Source organism: Wolbachia endosymbiont of Drosophila incompta (assembly GCF_001758565.1).
GTDB classification, from domain to species: Bacteria; Pseudomonadota; Alphaproteobacteria; order Rickettsiales; family Anaplasmataceae; genus Wolbachia; species Wolbachia pipientis.
In genome coordinates this window covers 715,216-732,744 of record NZ_CP011148.1, presented here as the reverse complement: position 1 = coordinate 732,744, position 17,529 = coordinate 715,216, and the positions used below count along the sequence as shown (strand labels likewise).

Annotated in this window: 14 protein-coding genes, 1 tRNA gene and 3 pseudogenes; 8 read left to right on the top strand and 10 right to left on the bottom strand. The window is 35.8% G+C overall.

Features of this window, described 5'->3' with window-relative positions; all coding sequences use genetic code 11:
• The 7 genes and pseudogenes from WG67_RS08435 to WG67_RS06910 all read left to right on the top strand — a co-directional run.
• A pseudogene (locus tag WG67_RS08435) lies at positions 1–125 on the top strand (glutaredoxin); the annotation flags it as partial.
• Between the two features lie 115 nt (positions 126–240).
• The gene (locus WG67_RS03230; RefSeq protein WP_070356897.1) at positions 241–1,113 is read left to right on the top strand and encodes a hypothetical protein; all 873 of its coding nucleotides are present in this window, start codon (positions 241–243) and stop codon (positions 1,111–1,113) included.
• A 948-nt stretch (positions 1,114–2,061) separates the two neighbouring features.
• On the top strand, positions 2,062–2,661 hold the full coding sequence (locus tag WG67_RS03225) for a peroxiredoxin (protein WP_070356896.1): 600 nt from the start codon (positions 2,062–2,064) through the stop codon (positions 2,659–2,661).
• Complete coding sequence (gene trxB / locus WG67_RS03220; protein WP_070356895.1) at positions 2,648–3,595, top strand: thioredoxin-disulfide reductase; 948 nt, start codon at positions 2,648–2,650, stop codon at positions 3,593–3,595. Before WG67_RS03225 ends, trxB begins: the two co-directional genes overlap by 14 nt.
• 85 nt (positions 3,596–3,680) lie before the next feature.
• Positions 3,681–3,860, top strand: coding sequence for a hypothetical protein (locus WG67_RS07255; RefSeq protein ID WP_245683346.1), 180 nt, complete (start codon positions 3,681–3,683; stop codon positions 3,858–3,860).
• Positions 3,857–4,861 carry an ankyrin repeat domain-containing protein gene (locus WG67_RS03215; protein ID WP_245683345.1) on the top strand — a complete coding sequence of 335 codons (1,005 nt, stop codon included), beginning with the start codon at positions 3,857–3,859 and terminating at the stop codon, positions 4,859–4,861. Before WG67_RS07255 ends, WG67_RS03215 begins: the two co-directional genes overlap by 4 nt.
• Before the next feature lie 134 nt (positions 4,862–4,995).
• Positions 4,996–5,313 (top strand): hypothetical protein, encoded by a 318-nt coding sequence (locus tag WG67_RS06910; protein WP_010962812.1) that lies wholly within the window; start codon positions 4,996–4,998, stop codon positions 5,311–5,313.
• Here the strand turns inward: WG67_RS06910 and WG67_RS03210 are convergent.
• The 3 genes from WG67_RS03210 to WG67_RS03200 are packed head-to-tail and all read right to left on the bottom strand — an operon-like array spanning position 5,310 to position 8,723.
• Positions 5,310–6,239 (bottom strand): tyrosine recombinase XerC, encoded by a 930-nt coding sequence (locus WG67_RS03210; protein ID WP_070356894.1) that lies wholly within the window; start codon positions 6,237–6,239, stop codon positions 5,310–5,312. The genes WG67_RS06910 and WG67_RS03210 overlap by 4 nt on opposite strands.
• Before the next feature lie 2 nt (positions 6,240–6,241).
• Positions 6,242–7,621, bottom strand: a complete 1,380-nt coding sequence (gene lpdA, locus WG67_RS03205) for a dihydrolipoyl dehydrogenase (protein ID WP_070356893.1) — start codon at positions 7,619–7,621, stop codon at positions 6,242–6,244.
• Positions 7,614–8,723: an outer membrane protein assembly factor BamB family protein gene (locus tag WG67_RS03200; protein WP_038228167.1), complete on the bottom strand. Its 1,110-nt coding sequence runs from the start codon at positions 8,721–8,723 to the stop codon at positions 7,614–7,616. The genes lpdA and WG67_RS03200 overlap by 8 nt, the downstream gene beginning before the upstream one ends.
• Positions 8,724–9,082: 359 nt before the next feature.
• Between WG67_RS03200 and WG67_RS08430 the strand changes: the two are divergent.
• Positions 9,083–10,009 (top strand): annotated as a pseudogene (locus tag WG67_RS08430) (IS5 family transposase).
• 106 nt (positions 10,010–10,115) lie between these two features.
• On the opposite strand, the gene WG67_RS03185 reads toward WG67_RS08430, so the two are convergent.
• The 7 genes and pseudogenes from WG67_RS03185 to WG67_RS08425 all read right to left on the bottom strand — a co-directional run.
• Positions 10,116–10,202, bottom strand: a tRNA-Ser gene (locus tag WG67_RS03185).
• A gap of 31 nt (positions 10,203–10,233) precedes the next feature.
• Positions 10,234–11,040, bottom strand: a complete 807-nt coding sequence (locus WG67_RS03180; protein ID WP_010962809.1) for a DUF2163 domain-containing protein — start codon at positions 11,038–11,040, stop codon at positions 10,234–10,236.
• Positions 11,041–11,476: 436 nt separating this feature from the next.
• The gene (locus tag WG67_RS03175) at positions 11,477–13,456 is read right to left on the bottom strand and encodes a WD0745 family porin (protein ID WP_010962806.1); all 1,980 of its coding nucleotides are present in this window, start codon (positions 13,454–13,456) and stop codon (positions 11,477–11,479) included.
• A gap of 207 nt (positions 13,457–13,663) precedes the next feature.
• Positions 13,664–14,485 carry a 3'-5' exonuclease gene (locus WG67_RS03170; protein ID WP_070356892.1) on the bottom strand — a complete coding sequence of 274 codons (822 nt, stop codon included), beginning with the start codon at positions 14,483–14,485 and terminating at the stop codon, positions 13,664–13,666.
• Positions 14,478–15,362 carry a GTPase Era gene (gene era, locus WG67_RS03165; protein WP_070356891.1) on the bottom strand — a complete coding sequence of 295 codons (885 nt, stop codon included), beginning with the start codon at positions 15,360–15,362 and terminating at the stop codon, positions 14,478–14,480. The genes WG67_RS03170 and era overlap by 8 nt, the downstream gene beginning before the upstream one ends.
• Positions 15,363–15,612: 250 nt before the next feature.
• A complete protein-coding gene (cydB, locus tag WG67_RS03160; RefSeq protein WP_070356890.1) occupies positions 15,613–16,635 on the bottom strand; it encodes a cytochrome d ubiquinol oxidase subunit II in 1,023 nt (340 codons plus the stop codon).
• Positions 16,628–17,529 (bottom strand): annotated as a pseudogene (locus WG67_RS08425) (cytochrome ubiquinol oxidase subunit I); the annotation flags it as partial. The gene cydB and the pseudogene WG67_RS08425, both read right to left, overlap by 8 nt.

Genomic DNA, 17,529 nt, shown 5'->3' with positions numbered 1-17,529 from the left:
TTGAAAAAGAAGGAAAGTTGGATGATATGCTAAATAATAATGACAATCACACTGATGTCACAACCTACACAAACAGCAATGATGAATGTGGAGAGTGTGTTATACCACATGATGATTTTATGTAACTTTTTATCTTGTTTTGTCGTGTAATACGTAAATGAAAACTAGTATGCTCACTTTAAACAATTCTTAATGAATTAAAAATACAATTCATTCAGTGAGTTTTTTTAGTGGGAAAAAATGACAAAAAATATTTCAATTATTAGCAGAAACTTAATTAGTATCGAATTAGTTAACAAACAAGATTTAGAGAATTTCATCAAGATTTTCACAGTGCTTGATAAACATATAGCAGCTAAAACACTTTTTACAGAAGAAGTGAGAATAGAGTATAAACAACACAACGGCATAGAAGTTGTTGAATTGCTAAAAGATACAGACTTTACATATCATGAGGTTGAAAATGTATTGAACCACCTGAGTAAACATGGAATGAAGGTGCCCAGCAGTGTTATAGCACACACCCTTTTTGCTGCATACAATCATGCACTTGAATTTAAGGATGTAGCATTTTCCTTTTCTGAAGGCTCTCCACAATTTAACATCAGAGTGAGTAAGAACACCTTCATAATAACTCCTATGAGTGAAGAGAATTTGGAATTGAATTCACAAAATAGCAGAACGCTTATAGAGTCACTAAAGAGCGAAAAAAGTATTTATGATTGTATAGTAGAAGAAAATACCATTAAAGTTATAGTGCATTCTGAAATGCATCAAGCTATAAATTTGATTATAAAATCACTGATAAAGTCTCGCCTTTTAGCAAAAGAGGAAGAAGGAAAATTCAAAGAGAAATTGAGACAACTTGCTTTTAAGGATCAAGCTTTTGTTGAGTATTCTAGCATCAGAACTATCAATAGGTATCCACATAATCATCCTCTGAGGAAGCATGAAAGTGTTACTAAGGATATAGAAAATATTTTATGTGATTTCATAACAAATGAGAACAGCGAGTTTGCTATAGAGCGACTAAATAGGCTGAGCTCAGCAGTTTCTCCGGATACTCCAAGAATCATCACTAAAACTATAGATAAACTTGTTAAGTTTCACTAAGGTATACGAGAGCCAATAGACTTCTTATATTACCTTCTGTCATCCAAGTAGCTTGGCTACTTGGTTCTTTTTTTGAGTTCCAGCTATGTACATAGCTGTATGAACATTGTAGCCGTTATTCAAGTAGCCCGCAGAAGCGAAAAACTTACTTGACAAACTCCGCCAACTCCCTTATCATAAAACTGAAGCTATTTATTTATCTTCTCTGTACAGATTAAATGACAAAAAAACTCACGTATCTGGCGTCTCATGTTTAATTTTTTGTACTATGTGCACCTTATGTCTTTATAAAACTTCTAGGTTTTTACCTAATATAAGCTAAAATGCGCTTATAAAGCATTTAAAACATAAAAAAACGCCAACTTAAAAAATGGATAGTGAATAACTAGCTACCCTAGGGTTTCTTTTGCCTTTTTTTCTGTTTAGTAAATTTCTTAATGTTTATAATTTAGATTAGTTGCGGCTTAAAAGCAACTGAATCGCGGTTATTAAACGTTTAGAATAAAAAAACGCCATACTTGAAAGTATAATGTAAGTAATTAGCCAACCACGGGGCTTCTTTTGCCTTTTTTTTCGTTTGGCAAATTTTTTAACATTTATAGCTAAACGACAACCGTCATCCCGCTACTTGTTAGCGGGATCTAGAGATACCGCGAATGAATCGCGGTATGACGGTTCGTGGCGGTATGACGGTTCGCGGTGGCATGACGATAAGCTCGTCATCCCGCTACTTGTGAGCGGCTGAGATACCGTGGCGGTATGACGGTTCGCGGTGGCATGACGTAGAATTTTATACTCACCAACTCAGTATTCCAACCTGGATTGTATCTTATCGGTAAAAAAGAAGAGCTATTTTAGGAAGTTTTTATAGGACTAAAACCAAAGAAAACTTGCATATAAGTTTATCAAGATGTAAAATTAAAGTTATTTTAAAAGAATAGGTTAATTATGAATCTTGTAACACAATCTGCTATCGATTTTACTGCTTCATCTGTTCTCTCTGACGGAGAAATTGTTGATGATTTCTGTCTGAGTAAGCGCATAAAAAATAAGTATGCTGTCCTTTTTTTCTATCCACTTGATTTTACTTTTGTTTGCCCAACTGAATTGATATCGCTCAATAATAGAATAAATGAGTTTGCAAAGCGTGGTGTTGAAGTGATAGGAATAAGTGTAGATTCAAAATTTTCACATTATAAATGGCGAAACACTCCAGTTAATGATGGTGGTATTGGAGAGATTAGCTACACTTTAGTGTCTGATATCAAAAAGTCTATATCAAGAGACTATGGGGTCTTATATGATGACTCAATTGCGCTGAGAGCAACTTTCGTTATTGATGATAAATTTATTGTACGTCATCAATCGATAAATGATTTGCCTTTAGGGCGTAATATCGATGAATTCGTTAGAATCGTTGATGCAATTAAACATAATGAGGAGCATGGTGAAGTATGTCCAGCAGGGTGGAAGAAAGGTAAGCCAGCAATGCAGGCAAGCGATGAAGGAGTAGCTGATTATCTAAACTCATACAGTGAAGAATTATAAATTTAGTACAAAAGTTCTTATTATTGGATCTGGGGCAGCGGGTTATGCTGCCGCTATATATGCAGCACGTGCAAACTTAGAGCCAATTGTAGTAACGGGAATGCAGCCTGGTGGTCAGCTTACAATTACTACAGATGTTGAAAACTATCCTGGTTTTGTTTCAATACAGGGTCCAGAACTAATGGAGCAAATGAGGTTTCATGCAGAAAAGGTTGGAGCAAAAATAATAGATGATGAGATAAAAAGCGTTGAACAACTTGAGGACTTTAATGAGTATAGATTTAGATCTTCTGGTAATATCAATGACTACTATTCAGATGCAATTATCATTGCATCTGGTGCGCAAGCGAAGTGGCTTGGTTTAGAAAGTGAAAAGAAATTTCAGGGTTATGGGGTTTCAGCTTGTGCGACTTGCGATGGTGCATTTTTTAGGAATAAAGTTGTAGCTGTGATTGGTGGTGGAAACACTGCTGTTGAAGAAGCAATATTTTTAACTCGATTTGCCAAAGAAGTGATATTAATACACAGGCGTGATAAATTAAGAGCGGAAAAAGTAATGCAAGATAGGCTCTTTAAAAATGATAAAATAAAAGTAATGTGGAACCATACCGTAGAGCAGATTCTTGGAGAAGAAAATCCAAAAAGGGTTGCTGGTATTGCGATTAAATCAGCAGAGATCGATAAAACCCAAGAATTAAAAGTGGATGGAGTGTTCATTACAATCGGGCATGCACCAAATACGGGTATTTTTAAAGGCTTTGTTGAAATGGATGAGCAGGGTTACATCATTACAAAACCTGGAACAACTTTAACTAGTAGGGCAGGAGTGTTTGCTGCAGGTGATGTTCAAGATAAGGTATATCGTCAGGCAGTAGTTGCAGCAGGAACAGGATGCATGGCTGCGCTTGATGCAGAAAAGTTTTTAGAGTCGTAGTTAATTCTAGGATTTTGAATAAATCGCTTGCAATTTTCCTTTTCTTTTTCATACTTATATTAGTAAATTATTAGGTAGGTTTAATATGCTTTATGGAGGGGATGGGATAAATACTAATGGTTATAGATATAATCAGACAACTTCAAGACAGCTCGATGAACCAACACAAAAGTTATTTAAGGCTATTGATAACGAAAACCCGGAAGCTTTTAAACAAGCTCTGAAAGAAGGTGCGGATGTTAGAGGTTTGACAAGGAGGGCATGACACCTTTGATGTCTATTGTCAATGTCTGCGCTGTCAGCGGTGATGGACAGGCTACGTTAGAGAAAATGGCTAAATTGCTTATACAAAACAGAAGTATCAATATTAATGCTCAGAGTAAGCAATCTGTGTCTACAACACGGACGAGATATGATCCTAGTACACAAAGTGAAATATCAGAATTTATAACAACATCTAATATGCGCAAAGACACAGCTTTACATATTGCTTGTCAAGTTGGGGCTAAAGATGTGGTAAAAATATTGCTCACGCACCCAGATATAAAAACTGATATCAAAAATTATGAATATAAAAGCCCTGAAGATTGTATTGCAAGAGGATTTGAGCGCGTAATAAAATTAGAATTTAAAAAAGCACAAAAAGCAAACGAGTTGTTAGGTGCTCTTTCTAGCAGAAACATTTACCAAGCGAAAAGACCATTAAATCAAGAGTTCAACCCTAATTGCTGGAAAAGAAGCCGAAATGAAGAAATAGAAACGCCGCTTAGCTTAATTATTCAATCATGTTTACAAGGAATAACATCAGATAACAAAGAAGTATTGACAAAACTTTTAAAACATAAAGAGCTAGATTTTAGTCAAATAAAGCCAATACAAGCTATAGAGCAAAATTCGTGGGTGAAGCAAATAATTGAACAAGCCATTACAGAGCGATTAACCGCTACTATTAATAAAAAAGATTTAGATGATGTAAAAAAATTAGTAGAAGATAATTGCTTCATGAGTCATGCAATTGTTACTGCTGCATTGAGGGGTGTTAATAATCCAATCGAATCTATTACAAATTATCTAAATGAAAAATTTCCTGCAAATACATTACAACCTTTGGCAAGTACGAATGATATACCGGTAGGTTCTGAGCAAGTTATACAAGAACTTAAAGGTGAACTTGAAAGAACGAAAGCTCAACTCATAGAAAAAGAACGAGAGCTGGATAGGGTCGTACGCGAAAGAACGAGAGGCATTAAAAAATTTCACAGTTAGAAGAAGATTTAAGGCAGGAAAAATCGGCTCAAAAAACAAAAATCAATGATCTAAATAGTGAAGTAACTCGACTTAATAGAATTGTGTATGGAAGAGCAAGCGACACTGTCGAAATTTCACGATTAAAAAGAGATTTGAAACAAGTAAGGGAAGAAAGAGATAGGCTTTCATCAGAAAATAGACTGCTCCGTAGTAATAAAAACGAAAAATCCTCGCAAGCAATTTCTTCTGGTAGAAAACTGAGCAACTACGCTTCTGCATGTTTTATATTGCTTGGAGTATATACTGTTGTTGCATGTTTAGTAATAGAAGATTATCCAGGGATAATAAGTGCTTTCTTTACAGCAGTTGCACTGGCTTTTTTTTTATTAGGATGTTGTAGTTTATATAAAGCAAACACAATACTTAGTGATGTTGAAAGCACTCAGCTTGGTGGTTTAGAACGAAGTTAAAGTTTTGATTTCTTCTCCAGGCCCTGCTGAAAATTTTTGTACATGTTAAAAACATCTTGATAATTGAGGTGAGTGTAAATTTGAGTAGTTTCCAGGCTTGAGTGACCAAGCAGTTGTTGTATTGATCTTATGTCAATATCTGCCTGAAGCAAATGAGTAGCAAAACTATGGCGAAATGCATGTGGAGATAAAATTTCTGGTAAATTTAACATTCTCCTTATTTTTTGCAAACGATTGGCCACATAAGTTCTTCCCAATTTTTTTCCTCTTACTCCCAAAAAAAGATATTGTGTTTCATTATTAGTGCCAAGATAAGGACAGGCTTTTACATATTCTTGTATACACTTTTTTACTACCGGAAGAATGAATACCTGCCTTTGTTTATCTCCCTTACCTGTTACTATTAAACTTTCATTGTTAATATCACTAACCCTAAGGTTCAACGCTTCGCTGCTTCTTAAGCCTGTACTATATAGCAGGACGATAATCGCAATTTCTCTTTTTACCACCCAAGATTCGCCCAGATCGGATAGTTTCATTTCTTTCAATAAAGTTTTTATATCAGGTATTGATAATGCTTTGGGCAAAGTTCTTCTCTGAATTGGCCTTGATAAGGAAAATACAGCTTCATTGTCTATATTGTGGTTATTTTTTATGTACTTGAAGAAATTTCTGATTACTGAGAGTGCTCGAGTGTTGGATCTTGCGTTTACACCTCTTGCGTAACGAGAGGTAAGCCAACTTCTTAACTCAGGTACGCTCAATTTTTCCAAAGTGCCGACATTTACTTCTCCACCAATGTGAGTATTTAGGAAACTTATAAGATCCTTCAAGTCCCTCATGTATGACTCTAAAGTGTTTGGTGAATAAGATCTGTTGCACCTCAGCCACTCATACCATTTTTCAATGATTGAACCGAGGTCCACAATTATTTTTTAAAGAAAGCATCGATGCACGCATCTCGAAAGGCTTCATTTATATCAGGATGAGAGTGACAAATTCTGTATATATCCTCTGCTGCTGCGCTATATGCCATTGCAACTGCTGCTTCGTTGATTAGCGTATCAGCGTATGCTCCTATGATATGCACACCTAGTATTGTATCTGCTCTGCTACAAGTCAGCACTTTCACGAATCCTTCAGCATCATCAGTGATTTTTGCTCTGCCGTTTGCAGCAAATTGACATTTACCAACTTTGTACTTACGGCCAGCATTTTTGAGTTCCTCTTCGGTTTTACCAATCGAAGAAACCGCAGGGTGAGTGTAAATGACAGATGGTATGATTCCATAATCAACGTGAGGTGACTGTCCTGCTATTATCTCTGCAACTGCCACTCCTTCTTCCTCTGCTTTATGAGCAAGCATTGCTCCACCGATCACATCACCAATAGCAAATATTCCTTTCACATTAGTTTCATATCTGTTGTTAACTTGAACGAAACCGCGATTATCTTTTTCTATTTTTTCATCAATACCAAGATTCTCAGTGCATGGTTTGCGTCCTGCTGCCACCAATACCTTATCCGCCTCTATAGTGTTTGTTTGATTATCTTTTACAGAGCAAACTTTCACACTCAAAGAATTACTACTTTGTTTTATCTCCTCAACTTTAGTGCTAAGTAAAAATTTTATTCCTTGTTTTTGTAGACTAGAAAGTAGAGACTTACTTAATTCTCCATCCATTGCTGCAGCGATTCTGTCAAAAAATTCTACTACAGTGATTTCAGACCCTAGCCTCCTCCATACAGAAGACATTTCAAGCCCTATTGCCCCGGCTCCGATTACGACAAGTTTTTTTGGTACTTCAGTTAAAGATAATGCACCAGTTGATGAAATAATACTTTTCTCATCGATATTAATTCCTGGCAAAGAAATAACGTCAGAACCGGTTGCAATTACTATATTTTTTGTCTTCAGCACCTTACCTTCAACTGAAACTTCAAGATTACCTTGGTCAAAAGAAGCAAGCCCATTGATTTTAGTGATTTTGTGAAGGTTAAACAGATATTCTATACCTTTTCCAAGTTCCTGAACTCTGGCGTCCTTATAGCCTAGCATTTCTTTTAAATCGAAACTTGCATCCTTAATTTTTATGCCAAGCTTCGACAGATCATTTTTCGTGTGAGCATACTGATAGGAAGAATGAAGTAGTGCTTTGGAAGGTATGCATCCAACTCGCAAGCATGTACCACCAAAAATGCTATTTTTATCTATGCAGGCAACTTTCAATCCAAGTTTTGCAGCAGCGATAGCACACTTATAGCCTCCTGGGCCACCACCTATAACAATTAAATCATAATCAGTCATAAAAAACAAACCTATTTTCTAAAGAATAAACACCTTTTCCCTCAGTTGTTACATATATCTTATTGCGAGTAAACACTGGAGTGTGAAACACATTACCAGGTACTTTGACTACCTTTCCTGCACTTTCAGATCCCGGAAAAGCAAACATTGAACCTTTATTGCTTGTCACCCACAGTGTATGGGCATGCATAATTGGAGCAAACAATTGCGTATTTTCTATTAAATCAGATGCCCAGACTGTTTCTCCATTTTTTATATCCAGGCCAATTATTTTATCGTCTTTAGTAACTATAAAAATTCTTCCGCCTTCTTTTTGTTTCTCTGCAGGAATAAGAGGACTATAATATGATTCAATGTCTGATACACTTTTTACTTGCAGTGACTTTGACCATAAAATATTTCCTGATTTCACGTCAATGCTATAAATATAAGAATTATTTGTAGCTATTAAAGTATCGCCAAGCACTCTCGGTGTAGTAGTTACATCTGTGAGCTGTGTATCCAAAAGGTTTGTAGCCAATTTTTGGCTCCACAATTTTTTACCGTCTTCATTAAAAGCTATTAACTCACCATTTGAAAATGGTGCTATTATTTTATCATTAGAAATTGCTGGCGATATGGAATACAAACCTCGAACCTCATTGATGCCGTTTTGATAAGTCCAAACGAAGCTGCCATCTTTTATATCAAACACGTACAGATAATTATCAATAGTCAATACTACCAATTTATTGTTTATTACTGCTGCTTTCCCTCTTACTGGAGCTCTCAATTCTTTTTCCCACTGAATCTCGCCGGTTTTTGCATCTATTGTGTGTAGAACGTTATCCACTATAAAGAAAACGTTTCCTCTGTGACGCAATAGGCTCATGTTACTAATTTTTTTTCTGTGTGAGAGGTGTAATTTCCAATTCATAGCCTTTGAGTTATCAATATCAAAGGAATATAAAGCGCCGTGCTTGTCTGATAAAATAACGCTATCTTCTGTAAGCACTGGAGCTACATATCCTTGAGATAGTTTTTTATCCACTAGACTTATTCTCTCGCTTGCCATTGTGTAACTGCTACACAATAACATTATCATGACAATTATTACTTTCATTATTTATTGAAAACAAGATTCATTAATATACATCTTAAGAACCTTAATTACAACGGAAATGTTCTTGCTGCATGTTAAAAACGTTGATTTATGAACGAAATATTATATTATTATGTGAGATAATGTATACTCTTAGAGGTAGTACACCTCATCCACTATGCGGCAACGTGCATAGCTGTACGAACATTGAGATATAAAAGTAATTTATACCAAGAAGAAAGATGTCATCCAAATAGCCTCTTTTCCTGTCATCCCAGTGCTTGACACTGGGATGGCTCTGTTGCATCGCAACTGAAAAAATCTGGTGGCTACTGACAAAATTCATTATAAAATAGCCATTTAACCGCTTAAGGAAAAATATGCCACAAAAAATGAGAGTTAGTAACTGCCATGAATATAACAAATTTCTAGAAAAAAGAGGAAATATTTTTCGTTACATCGATAAAGCTATCGAAAATTGGTATGAAAATAGTCCAAAAATGCAGGGCGGCAACTATATTTATAGTGATAAAGTTGTGATTTTAGTGCATATAATCGTTAATCTTTTTAGAATTGGCTTAAGACAAACAGTCGGGTTTATAAAAGGATATTTGCAACAAATAGGAAGAGATTTAGCAGTTATCAACTATTCGCAAGCTTCAAAAAAAACTTAATATTAAGATCAATGATTGCAGAATTGATAAAAATAATATGGAAGATATCGAAATTGCCATAGATAGCACAAGCATCAGCATTTATAACAACACACAGCAAGGAAAATAGCGCTGACAGAAAATATCGTGGTTATGAACAGACAAGAAAATTGCATGTAATGTTGAATATAAACAGCAAAAAAGCCATAGCTGCAAAATACAGTAACGGTCTGATCACTATGGAGCTTGCGATTTACTTAAAGGAGTTAATTTTCAGCATGCCATAAAAGCACTATATGCAGACAGAGCATATGACAGACATAAACTCTATAAATTGTGTGATGAATGCGGCATAAAGACAAAAATTCCTCCAAAAAAACAATGCAGCAGAGCATCCAAAGTATGGCAGAGAGAAATGCTGCAATTAGACTAATAAAGTCATACAGCGAAGATGGAATGAAGAGGTGGAAAAGGCAAACAAACTACGGAAAAAGATCTTATGTAGAAAGTTTTTTCTCGCGACTGAAACAAACATTCGGGTTTAATTTTCGGAACAAATCTGAAATTAATCGTGGGAAGGAACTGCTACTCAAGTGTTATTTGCTTAATCAATTTACTGACATTGGTATGGCTAAATTTGAAATGGCTACATGAATTTATCGTAAATTACCACCGCATAGTTGTAACATTGTACCATATTACAATGTTCGTACAGTTGTGTGCGCGACCGGGGGTTTTATACTATTCTAGAAGTAACATACGGAAAAGGGGGGATTCGAACCCCCGACATATTTTCATATGTGCACGCTTTCCAAGCGTGTGCTTTAGACCACTCAGCCACCTTTCCATGCTTATTCATAATATTGAAAATTGTACTGCTAAACAATATAAAAACCTGGTATATAGGGTTCACCACGAAAATTCACAGTATTGTTAAACTTGCTTCTGCAAGTTGGAAATGTTTTATCGCAACCTGCGAGTATTGAATATTTATCTCCAGCAAAAATTTGGTATGGAGGCGAAGTAAACAACGTAACTACTTTATTTTTATATTCTTTTACTACACCTTCAAACGCTATTGAGCCAAAGAATTTTACTACTCCGTGCTTATAATATTCATCACTCTCAGTTAAATTCGTGTCTTCAAATCTTCTTTCGTCTATTACTTTAGTGATTGTACTTATTTTACTAAATTTTTTAGTATCGGCTTTACATTTATCATCGCAAAACTGTGCTCTGCATGCAGGAGAGTATAATTCTGCTATGCTTCTCTCAAGCTTTGCTGAAAGCCCTCTAATTTCAACAATAAATCTTCCACTACTTAATGTCACTTTACCAAAAATTCCTGAATGTAGATTCATTGTTCCCTGGGTCAAGTCTTTATAATTCACAAGAAATATTTCAATATTTGCAAAGTCGTACTTTCCTGATAAAACATCTTCTTCTTTAATATCAGCACTATTTAATATCCCTTCAATTTCTAGATTATCAGTTTTCAAATCGCTGTTTAATATTATACTACTGGCTGTAAATCCACTTGAAGATTTATAGAGTATATTATCAATATTTAAATCTTCATCATAGTCAGTGAATCCCATTACTTCTCCACCTGCGAGCTTTAATTTCCAGCACGTAGCGGTGGTAAGTAATTCTCCAGCTAAATGATTTTTTAGTGTGGTTTGCATAGGGGCCTCCTGCTTAATTGATTAAATTTGAAAGTAGCTATACGGCCAGTAGAATAAGGGCAGTGTGTTCTTTTCTCATCATCTAAGTAGCCATAAAGCGTCATTCCGGTGACCATAGGGTGTCATTCCAGTGCTTGACACTGGAATCCAGGAAATTTTGCTTGTAAGTAAGCAAACTGATTTGGTGAGCATAAAAAGTGGCTGATCTTATGCTGAATAAACGCTTTTGATGAAGTTGCATGGAAAGCTGGATCCCAGTGTCTGGGCACTGGGATGACATCCTTCTTGGTGGAGTGTCCTCAAATCACAATGTTCGTACAGTTGTGTGTCACGCACTGGGATGACAGGAGAGAGGACACCATATGTTTATTTGATCGACAAATAAACACTAACAGACAAGAATACACCACAGTTAACTGTGGTGTGTACTGGCTGGTTAGAAAGAAAACTTCACACCAGTAAGAAGGAGAATTCCTTGGTTAGAAGGTACATCAGCATCAGACTCATCTTTCAGCTTACCTGTTTCGTTAGTCATAAAATAATGGAGAGCTGCGTAAGGAACAAATTTGCTCTTACTGCATGCAGGAGACAGATCATATTGAACGCCAAGTGCACCATCATGAAGCATATCTTTGTCATTCATTCTGCTGCCAAAATACGTCAAACTTGTGTAGATATTCTCATGTTGATACCCAGCTCCTACAGTCCAATACATGGTATCTATACTATCTTTACCAAATTGAGCTTTCAGCCCTTCCACTCTTTTGCCATCAGTAGCATCTTTACTATCAATTTCCGTGTAGGTATCACCAATTAATTTTTTAATACCCTTCGGTTGACCAGATTTGCCCAAGTATGCAAAAGAGGCAGCAAACTTTACGCCTTGATCTTCATTAATCTTATAATCAGCGCTTACACCAAAATTAACACCCATCAGGTCATTATACTCCACAAATTCCTTATAAAGATGCTTATCTTTACTTGGTTGCTTTGGAAAGCCATATTCACCAACTGCAGAAGTTTTAACTTTTATGTTATGTTTATCAAAGTCATATTCATATGATGCACCAGCACTTACTATGTGCTCATAGTCTGGGCCGACATGCTTTATCGTTTCCTTATGTTCTATCTTACCGCCTTTATCTTCTGAAACTGTTTCTTTTACAGTAAACAAACCACTATCATAACGAGGTGAGTAGCTGATACCAAATCTTGCGCCCATATAATTTGGTGAGTAGTAAGCAACTCTAAATGGCAGTGTAGTCATAACGCCTTTGTTATATTTCCCTGCCATGCGGAAAGAGAATTTTTCACTTTCACTCGAAAAACTTTCAGTGTAAAGACGTGGTGTTACATAAAATGGAAAGCTAGCAGCGCTTCCTTCTAAGTTCACTTTTCTGAACCAGTCACTATCTGCAGCTCCGTCAACAGTCGCAATTCTTGTTGCATCAAGCCTCATCAGAGCCTCAGGACCAAATTGGTAACCAAGCTTCACGTCACCATATTTTGAGTTAACAAACACATGCGCACTTCTGCCTTTTGCAGCATAAACACCCTGTGAAGCTCCCTTACCTTCGGTCACTGGAACATGAAACTGCACGTCAGCACCATAAAGAAGACCTAAATCTTCATTCTTATTTTCTGCTCTGAGGTGCAATATTGCATCAGCAATCATACCCATATCGTTGCTGTAATCACCAATATTTCCTATTCCTTCATAGAATATTGGATTTGCTCCTCTTGTTATATCTGGAGTGGCATTATAATACTCTGTAGATCTGTTTGGCATAACGTTATAACGTTTATAATCTGCGCCACTTGGTCCAGCTTTGCCATAACCTTGAGCATCAACAACACCACCAAAAGTTATTCTTAAATTACTTTGCCCTTGATTGGTATCGATAATATCAACTCCACCAACTGAAACAACAGGACTTGCCTTACCTTTTTCCTCTGTATTTTTGTTAACAACTTTTATATCCTTCTTTACATCTTTAGCTTCAACTTTAGCATTCTTAGTTTTAGAACGCTTAGTTTTTGAAACTTTACCTTTTTCTATATTAGAATTCTTAGCGTTTAGAGCTTTCGCTTTTGAATCCTCTATAAGCTTTGCTTTTTTCTCATTTGCTAGCCTGATCTCCTCTTTTTTCTTCTGCTCGGCTGCTAATCTTAGCTCCTCTTTTTTCTTAAGCTCTTCAGCTTTTTTTCTTGGATCAGCATTACATATTCTGTCCATCTTTTCTTTCAGTTTTTTATTTGATGTTTTCATAACTTCCACTTTTCCGGAAGTTTTTGTGCTCTCTTGCTTTTTTATTTCCTTCATACTCTCATCAGGAAAGTCAGCTGCAAAACTGCTGAAAGAACATAAAGTTAATAAAGAAACTAGAGCAGTTCTAGTATACATAGACTTTTTCATGAAGTGCCCCCAAAAAATTTCGAAATCATATCTTAAATGTAAATAGTATAAAAATGTTGAAAATTCAACTTAAAGCAACCTTATAACGAAAATAAAAGTAAAATGCAATACCTTAAAAGCAACTTTCTTAATATGCTCAACGTGTATATTAACCAAAATTTAGTACAGAGGTTCGCTTGTTAGTGCATTATAACTCGACTATTTATTCTATGGAAGTAAAATTTTTCCACCACAAGTTATTTGCCATTCTTCTTTAAATTTCTTTAGGTATTCTTTTTTTTCGCACTCTAAAAGTAGCTCTTCCACACTTTTGTTGTAGCTTTCAGTAGTAATCCTTCCCTGATGATGCATGAACCTTAAGTAAATCAAATAAGTGTTAATTACATCTGTTTCACAATAATCTCGAATCTCTTGTATCTTGCCGCTATCGTATAAGTCCATAACTTGTGACCCATCAACTCCAATCTTACCAGGAAGATTAAATGCTGCACAAACTTCGTTCATTTTTACTCTCGCAGAAGCTCCAAAATCAGAGAGGGATTCAAGCAAATCACAATGCCAATCACTGCTATATCTCTGATTGTAACTATTCCACTTATCGCCAGCTTTATGAAAATATTCTGCTTGAATGCCATGGACCATAGCACGATACTTCAGCACTGGTATATCAAAAGTGCGTCCGTTGAACGAAACTAATCTTGGCTTTTTCTCTGATATGTAGTTAAAAAATCCTTTCACTAGATCCTTTTCACTGGAATTTAGTGTGCCTCCAGATCTTATTTCTTGCAGTGTGAACACCTCATAACCACTCTGGTAGCTTATATTGCAAAGTAAAAAACTAATAACTACAACAAGGTGAAAAGGCTGACGCAGAAAAGAGTTTTGCCCGTTTGTTATTTCAAGATGATATTTTGTTAATGCATCCCTCTTCTCTTCTACACTACTATCATCACTAATATTGAGTAAATTTTTGCAGGAATTTACATCTGGTATAGTTTCAATATCAAATACCAATAAAGAATTAAGCATTGCCTATATACTCCTCCGGACGGTCGATCCAAGGTCGCACTTTCACAAATAAAAAGAGGTGTACCTTGCACTCAAATAATTTTTCTAGTTCAGCACGCGCTTCGATATTAATTTTTTTAATATTACTTCCATCTTTTCCTAGTACTATTTTTTTATGACTATCTTTCAACACAAATATGATCTGTTTGACGACTAAACTCTTATCTTTTTTTTCCTCAAATTGTTCAGTTATAACAGCTGTAGAGTATGGCAATTCTTCACGCAAGTTCAAGAATAATTTTTCTCTCGTAATTTCTGCTGATAAAAAATTTGTCGAGGAATCGGTTATTTGATCTTCTTCATAAAACCAGGGGCTCACCGATGCAACTTCAGACAAGTAATTCATCAAATCAGAAAGTCCATCATTCTTTAATGCTGATATCATAAAAACCTTTTCAAATTTATAAAGCAAATTCAGATGCTCATGCGCCATCTTTAATTCAGGCCTTTTTACCAAATCAGTTTTATTGATAACCAAAATGCATCTGCCTTTTGTGCGCTGCAGCCGCATAAATATAGTCTTAATTCTTTCTATATTTTTCAAATAATTGCTTACATCAACAAGCAACAAAGTGATGTCACTATCCTTAACTGCCGACCATGCAGATTTGACTAAAGCTTTTTCAAGTTTTGTTTCTGCTGAGAAAATTCCTGGGGAGTCAGTAAAGACAATTTGTGTGTTGTTGCATGTTGCAACACCCCTTATTTGCGTCCTTGTTGTTTGCACTTTAGGGGTGACAATTGCAATTTTCTTGCCTATGATGCTGTTAATTAATGTAGACTTCCCAGCATTTGGTAAGCCAGCTATGGTTACAAATAAGCATTTTTGTTCTTTCACAAAGAAAATTATAAAGAAAACTGAATGCCCGCGTCAAGCTACTTATATGACAAGAAGGATGACAGAACCCTTTTTGGTTAGCATGCAAAAAGGAAAAAAACTTATTCTACAAATTAAAAATACAATATACTCAAAAACTTTTCAGAAAATCCATAGGAGGGTTTGCTAATGAAGGCTCTTGAGTTGACGCCATTGCCTGAACGACTGCTTGATTTAAGGGTAACGTTTTAACCATAAGGTCACTAACTCCTTAATATGTGTGTTCATAATTTGATTTTCCACGAAAGACATAATAGCAATAACCAGTGTAAGTTAAAATGATTGGTAAAAGCGGTATTATAACAATGAGCATTAAAGATAAACTTGGCCCAGAAGCAGCTGCATCCAGAATGGTATATTGAAAAGGTATAATCCATGGGTAGATACTAATTCCTAAACCTAAATATCCCATAAAAAAAATAGCAATACTGAGAAAGAATGGACGGTACTCCCGTTTAGTATTCTGAAGATCAAACCACAGCATGAAAAATAGCCAAGATGTGAGTAATGGAATAGAAAATAAATAATAAAAATTTGGCATGCTAAACCAAAAGTTTTTAATACGTTCATTTAAAAATGGTGTCACTACACTCACTAGTCCCATGAAAATACCTACAAAACCAAGCGTATAAGAAGCAACCTTGCGTGCCCATTCTTGTGTTATATTTTCTGTCTTCATTATGAGCCATGTAGAACCTAAAAGTGCATATCCAAATATCACAGCAATGCCTGTCATTACACTAAAAGCACTTGCCCAATCAAATTGGCCACCAGAAAAGTTGCGTCCGTTTACTTCTACACCATGTATAAATGCACCTAAAATCATGCCTTGGCAAAATGCAGCACCAAGTGACCCAAAATGAAAGGCATAATCCCATAATCGCCTGTATTTTCCTTCTGCCTTAAAACGAAACTCAAAGGATACTCCGCGCACTATAAGGCCAAGCAGCATAATAATGATTGGAATATAAAAAGCAGGCATTAATATTGAATATGCAAAAGGAAAAGCAGCAAACAACCCTCCACCACCCAATACCAACCATGTTTCGTTTCCATCCCAAAATGGTGCAATTGAGCTTATCATGTGATCACGGCATTTATCTGACGGTGCAAAAGGAAGTAAAATACCAATACCTAAATCAAACCCATCCATTAAAATATACAGTAAAACAGCTATGGCAATTAGTAATCCCCAGATTAGGGGTAAATTAATTAAGGAAGAAAAATCAAACATGATTGTTGTCCTTTCCAGATGTACCAGCATCAATCACTGAAGCTCCAATACCGTGTTTATAAAATTGCTCTTCTTCTTTAATGACAGGAATTCCTTTGTATATAAGTTTCAGAATATAGTAACTACCTGTTCCAAATATAAGGGTATACATAACGATAAATGCAATCAAAGACCATGCAACCTGAGGACCGGTAATCGCAGATGAAAATGATTCAATTGTGCGCATAATTCCATATACAGTGTAAGGTTGACGGCCAATTTCAGTAGTAAACCAACCTGCAAGTAACGCTATGAACCCAGACGGCATCATTGATATCCACCATCCATGTAAGAAACAACTTTGGAATAATTTGCCACGAAGATACTGTATAACACTTACTGACCCAATTATGATCATTAAAATTCCAACTCCAACCATTATACGGAAGGACCAGAATACCCATACTACAGGTGGTCTATCTTCTTTTTTCCATTCCTTTAATCCTTTTACTTCTCCTAAAAAATCATGTGTTAAGATCAAGCTGGCAAGATTAGGAATTTTTATCTCGTAGTGATTAATTTCATTTTGCTGATCCGGATAAGCAAATAAAAGTAAGCCAGCCCCTTTTTCGGTTTCCCATATACCTTCCATTGCAGCAATCTTAGCAGGTTGATGCTTTAGTGTATTATAATCCATGCCTATCTCCCATGAACAGCTGAAATGGTGCAGCTAAAGCTACCATAATGGTTGCCATACCAAGCATAATTCTTGCTTGAGGAGCATGTCGTTTTCTCCAAAGATAAAATGCTCCTACACCACCAACCACAAAAGCTGTTGTAAGATAGGCTGCTGTTACCATATGAATAAAGCGATAAGGGAAAGAAGGATTAAAAATAATCTCTAACCAATTGGTT

Coding starts and splice junctions, on each gene's coding strand:
- WG67_RS03230 (WP_070356897.1), top strand. CDS start 241: ATGACAAAAAATATTTCAATTATTAGCAGAAACTTAATTAGTATCGAA.
- WG67_RS03180 (WP_010962809.1), bottom strand. CDS start 11,040: ATGCAAACCACACTAAAAAATCATTTAGCTGGAGAATTACTTACCACC.
- WG67_RS03175 (WP_010962806.1), bottom strand. CDS start 13,456: ATGAAAAAGTCTATGTATACTAGAACTGCTCTAGTTTCTTTATTAACT.
- WG67_RS03215 (WP_245683345.1), top strand. CDS start 3,857: ATGACACCTTTGATGTCTATTGTCAATGTCTGCGCTGTCAGCGGTGAT.
- WG67_RS03225 (WP_070356896.1), top strand. CDS start 2,062: ATGAATCTTGTAACACAATCTGCTATCGATTTTACTGCTTCATCTGTT.
- WG67_RS07255 (WP_245683346.1), top strand. CDS start 3,681: ATGCTTTATGGAGGGGATGGGATAAATACTAATGGTTATAGATATAAT.
- lpdA (WP_070356893.1), bottom strand. CDS start 7,621: ATGACTGATTATGATTTAATTGTTATAGGTGGTGGCCCAGGAGGCTAT.
- WG67_RS03170 (WP_070356892.1), bottom strand. CDS start 14,485: ATGCTTAATTCTTTATTGGTATTTGATATTGAAACTATACCAGATGTA.
- WG67_RS03200 (WP_038228167.1), bottom strand. CDS start 8,723: ATGAAAGTAATAATTGTCATGATAATGTTATTGTGTAGCAGTTACACA.
- cydB (WP_070356890.1), bottom strand. CDS start 16,635: ATGTTTGATTTTTCTTCCTTAATTAATTTACCCCTAATCTGGGGATTA.